The sequence below is a fragment of the Algibacter sp. genome (genome assembly GCF_049667265.1).
Lineage (GTDB): Bacteria > Bacteroidota > Bacteroidia > Flavobacteriales > Flavobacteriaceae > Algibacter_B.
On the sequence record NZ_JBATHX010000066.1, the window covers coordinates 1 to 5,126 of the forward strand.

The 5,126-nt window shown below is 31.3% G+C and carries 4 protein-coding genes; 1 reads left to right on the forward strand and 3 read right to left on the reverse strand.

Annotation, left to right across the window (positions count from 1 at the left end; translation table 11 throughout):
* The first annotated feature begins 130 nt into the window (after positions 1-130).
* Positions 131-1,108, forward strand: a complete 978-nt coding sequence (locus WBN21_RS02585; protein WP_424197741.1) for a polyprenyl synthetase family protein — start codon at positions 131-133, stop codon at positions 1,106-1,108.
* Position 1,109: 1 nt separating this feature from the next.
* Here WBN21_RS02585 and WBN21_RS02590 read toward each other — a convergent pair whose 3' ends face one another.
* Genes WBN21_RS02590 through WBN21_RS02600 form a run of 3 tightly spaced genes read right to left on the reverse strand, consistent with a single transcriptional unit; the run spans position 1,110 to position 4,472 of the window.
* Complete coding sequence (locus WBN21_RS02590) at positions 1,110-2,072, reverse strand: transglutaminase family protein (RefSeq protein ID WP_424197742.1); 963 nt, start codon at positions 2,070-2,072, stop codon at positions 1,110-1,112.
* 12 nt (positions 2,073-2,084) lie between these two features.
* Positions 2,085-3,008 (reverse strand): alpha-E domain-containing protein, encoded by a 924-nt coding sequence (locus WBN21_RS02595; protein WP_424197743.1) that lies wholly within the window; start codon positions 3,006-3,008, stop codon positions 2,085-2,087.
* Between the two features lie 21 nt (positions 3,009-3,029).
* Positions 3,030-4,472 (reverse strand): circularly permuted type 2 ATP-grasp protein, encoded by a 1,443-nt coding sequence (locus WBN21_RS02600; RefSeq protein ID WP_424197744.1) that lies wholly within the window; start codon positions 4,470-4,472, stop codon positions 3,030-3,032.
* Between the last annotated feature and the right edge of the window lie 654 nt (positions 4,473-5,126).

Consider the following 5,126-nt stretch of genomic DNA (forward strand, 5'->3'; position numbering starts at 1 on the left):
GCAATCACATTACAGTTACCGTAAGACGAAGTAGAGGTAAAGACATTGATGCAGCCTGCGGACAATTAGCCAATAAAAGTTAAATAACTCTATACTAAAACCTATATTTGAATTTCTTTAAACCAGCCATTTGAAAGTAGTAGAACAAATAAAGCAACCCATAGCCTATGAAATGGAACTTTTTGAGCAAAAGTTCCAGCTTTCCATGTCAAGCAAAGTAGCTTTGTTAAACAGAATTACACATTATATTGTAAACCGAAAAGGCAAGCAAATGCGACCAATGTTTGTTTTTCTGGTGGCTAAAATGGTGTCTAATGGTGAAATTAGTGAGCGAACTTATAGAGGCGCATCGGTAATAGAATTGATTCACACAGCTACCTTAGTGCATGATGATGTGGTTGATGATAGTAATCGCCGGCGAGGTTTTTTCTCTGTAAACGCCCTTTGGAAAAATAAAATAGCCGTTTTAATTGGTGATTTTTTGCTATCAAAAGGTTTACTTCTGTCCATTGATAATAATGATTTCGATTTACTTAAAATTATTTCAATAGCAGTTCGCGAAATGAGTGAAGGCGAGTTACTTCAAATTGAAAAAGCCCGAAAATTAGATATTACTGAAGAGGTTTATTATGAAATTATTCGTCAAAAAACAGCAACTTTAATAGCGGCTTGTTGTAGTTTGGGTGCAGCCTCAGTAAAGCCAGATTCGGAGCATGTTGAAACCATGCGGAAATTTGGAGAGTTAATTGGTATGGCATTTCAAATAAAAGATGATTTATTTGATTATGGCGATGCCCAAATAGGGAAACCAACAGGTATTGATATTAAAGAGCAAAAAATGACATTGCCTTTGATTTATGTATTAAACCAGGCATCAAAAAAAGATAAAAAGTGGCTTATTAATTCCATTAAAAACCATAATAAAGACACCAAACGAGTTAAGGAAGTTATTGCTTTTGTAAAAAATAATGGCGGCTTAAATTATGCCATAACTAAGATGGAGGCATTTCAAGATGAAGCACTTCAATTACTAAAAACATATCCAGACTCTCAGTTTAAAAAGTCATTAGTCCTTATGGTTAATTATGTAATTGATAGAAAAAAATAACCTATTGTTGCTGTTGCTGTTGTTGCTGTCCTTGTTCCTGCTTCATTTCTACATTACGTTGATAACTATTGTTGTTGTCTAGAATAGTCGTGTTAAATTCAGGAATTGAAGCTTTTCTTTTTGTTGTATTTACGTCAACGCTAACTTCCATTTTTGCCTCACTATTACCTTTGTATACACCTTTAACTGGTGAGCAATCGTTATAATTTCGCCCTACTGCTAGTCTTACATGATTTTCATTTGCAATGGCATTATTTGTAGGGTCAATACCTAACCAACCATAATATGGAATGTAAACTTCAACCCATGCATGCGTCGCGCCAACACCTCGGGTAATGGCGTCATTAGGGCAAATATAGCCACTAACATATCGTGCAGGAATACCCAGTATTTTAATCATTATTAATAATACATTAGTGAAATCTTGACAAACACCTGCTTGTAATTTCCAAGCATCTTCAAGTGGCGTATTTACATCCGTAATACCAGGTTTGTATTCAAAATTATTATGTACATATTCACATAATTCTAACGCCGCTTTAAAAGGCGATTTTGTTTTAAGCATTCCATTTAAAATAATATCTTTAATATCCTGACTTCCCTTAAATGGTTTATGTTTTGTGTAATCTATAAGCTCTATAGTGTTTTGTATCCGTTTCAATTCTTCCCATTGAGAAGCAATATCAGCACTATCATCTGGAAATATTCTATCAGTAGTCGTAACCTCAATCTCTGATATTATATTTAATTCTGTATGCGGTTCAGTAATCATAAATGTGCCAACTCGATTATCGAAAAAATCAATAAAAGTTTCAATATAGGGGTTGTTAGTAACAGATATTAAATGCGAGGTTACTTTTTGGTAATCATCATTAATAGGATGCAGTCTTATAAGTGTAGCGCCATCAATAACGTTACTATTATAACTGTATTTTGTAATATGCTTAATATAAAATGTGGCCATGAGTTTTGTGAATCAATTATTTTGAGAAAAGTAAACGGCATTAATATTTAAAGAAATATTTCTAATATCTTCTTTAATATCATTAATGAAATTATCTAAACCTTGCGAGTTAATATTTTCAATAGTTGTGTATTTAATGGTGCTTTCTAACTTACCAAGTAAAAAGTCTATTTTGTTTTTTTCAAGTTCATTACTATCAATAAGTTGATTTATATGTTTGCTAAGTTTATTAATACAATAATATACAGACCTTGGAAATAATTTATCTTGGAAAACCATTTTAATTACATGTTCTTCATTGAAAGTAGATTTATGCGTTTTTAAATAAAGTTGATATCCTCCAATGGATAAAAGCAAGTTTTTCCAGTAGAAACTTTTTTCTAAACTATCAGAAGTATTCCCAATATCAGTAAGTTTAAGTGATGTAAAATCTGAAATAAGAATAACTCGTTCCAAAAATTTGCCAACATTCATAAAATAATAGGAAGTGCCACGCTCTTGAGTGATGTCTGAGGTTCCATAATAGATAAGGTGATGTTTTCTTAAATCTTCTAAAAAATGAACAGGATCTTCTTCTAGTTTCTTTGGTAAGTCCTTACTTGAAAGATACAAGTAATAATTATTAATACACAACCATAATTCTCTTGATATATGCTCCTGAACACTTCTTGCATTTTCGCGCGCTTTGGTAACTATGTTTAAAATTGAGTTTGAATTATCAGGATTTAGCACCATAAAATTAATACACTCTATGGGGTCTTCTGTGAAAAATTCATTATCGAACGGCGTGAATGTTTTCATGATTGGTGTCCAAGAAAACAATTCGGGAGAGTCTTGGTTTGCATAATAGTTTACTTTTAGCAAACTTAAAATGCCATTTCCACGTTCCATGTATCTATCTAACCAAATAAGATTATTTGCTACTCTACTTAACATATATTAATTGTTTTTTCATATTTATTCAATAACCCATGTGTCTTTACTTCCGCCACCTTGTGAACTGTTAACCACCAAAGACCCTTTTTTTAAGGCAACTCGAGTAAGTCCACCAGGACAAATATCTATACCATCTCTACCGGACAAGGCAAAGGGTCTTAAATCAATACATCGTGGAGATAATTTGCCATCAATATAACATGGTGCTGTGGATAGACGTAAAATAGGCTGAGCAATAAAATTTTCAGGCTTTTTTGCAACGTTTTCAAGATAATCTTTTATTTCTTCATCCGTAGCCTCATGTCCCATAAGCATACCGTAACCACCACTTCCATCGGTTTTTTTAATAACCATGTCTTTAATGTTTTTAGTTACATGCTCTAGCTCTTCAGGAATTCCTAATTGGAAGGTTTCAATATTTTTTAAAATAGGTTCTTCATTCAAATAATATTTTATCATATCTGGCACATAAATGTAAATAGCTTTATCATCGGCAATGCCAGTACCAGGAGCATTTACAATATTTACATTGCCTTTTCTATATGCAGCCATAATTCCAGCTACACCTAAAACACTTTTTGCATTAAATTCTAACGGATCTAAAAAATCGTCATCAACGCGGCGGTAAATAACATCTACTTGTTTTAAACCATTAGTGGTTTTCATGAATACAAAATGATTTTTAACAACCAAGTCACTACCTTCAACCAATTCAATACCCATTAACCTTGCTAATGTAGTATGTTCGTAATATGCTGAATTATAAATACCTGGTGTAAGTAAAACGATTTTCGGGTCGGTTTTGTCTGATAATTCTTTAAGCTTTTTGTATAACATATTCGGGTAATTGGATACCGAACGTACTTTGGTTTGAGGTAAAATTCCAGGGAATAATCGCTTAGAAATTTCTCTGTTTTCAAGCATATAACTCACTCCGGATGGTGTCCTTAAATTATCTTCAAGCACATAAAATTCGCCATCGTTGTTCCGAATTAAATCTACCCCTGAAATATGTACATAAACATCATGAGGTACTTTTACGCCTTTCATTTCACGTAAAAAATTTGGACAAGAATAAATTAATTCTCCTGGGATTATACCATCTTTAATAATAAATTGTTCATTGTAAATATCTTTAATGAACAGGTTTAAAGCTTTAAGACGTTGCTTTATACCCGTTTCAATTTTATTCCATTCTTTAGCAGTTAATATTCTTGGAACTATATCAAAAGGAAAAATCTTTTCAATACCTTCATTGTCATTATAAACGGTAAATGTAACCCCTTGACTCATAAATAATTGCTTAGATAAATCTTCTTTTTTTGTGAGTTTTTCAGGAGAAGTTTTTTCTAAATATTTTATAAATTCTTCGTATTGTAATCTAAACGAAGAACTCTCGTTATACATTTCGTCCCAAGTTTTTGGAAGTAGGTCATACGAAGAGAATAGATGCTTGTTGGTCATAAATAATCGTTTTTATAAATATAGGAATATTTTAAATGAATCCTAATAAATTAACCGTATGATTGAGGAAAATTCAATGATATTTAAATTTAATTAAAAATAATTTCAATTACTTTTAATTATGTTTAATAAAATGTGATTTTCATAATTATCCTAGTTTTTAGGTATCCATTTTTACATATACTATAAAACAAAATATTAGGCAACGTCTTTTGTATTTTTTCTGTCAATATAATTAGATAGCTAATGGAGGTCATTTTTAATAGCCTAATTTTTTAGACGTAGCTGCAGCAATTTTTGAATCGGCAGTACCATAGAATAGAATCCAGGTTTCATTAAAAATCACTAAACCTTCTCATAGTCTTTATCACCATGAATGAAATAACTTTCGGTTCTGTCTTTTTGTTTATAAGGTTTTACTTACACATCTTGATTGGTACAAAGGGAAAAATAGATAATTTACCAAAAACAATTAAATAAAGTATTAAATGTGTGGTATTTCAAGTTGCTTTCTATACTTAAAGTAGCCGTAAGTGTTTTAAATAGGTAGATTATGCGAAATAACAATTTTCAAAAAGTTTCATATTTATAAGCTGCAAGCATTTTATAACTTGAGTAATGGATTATTTTATCTTACTTTTACATACGCTAAAA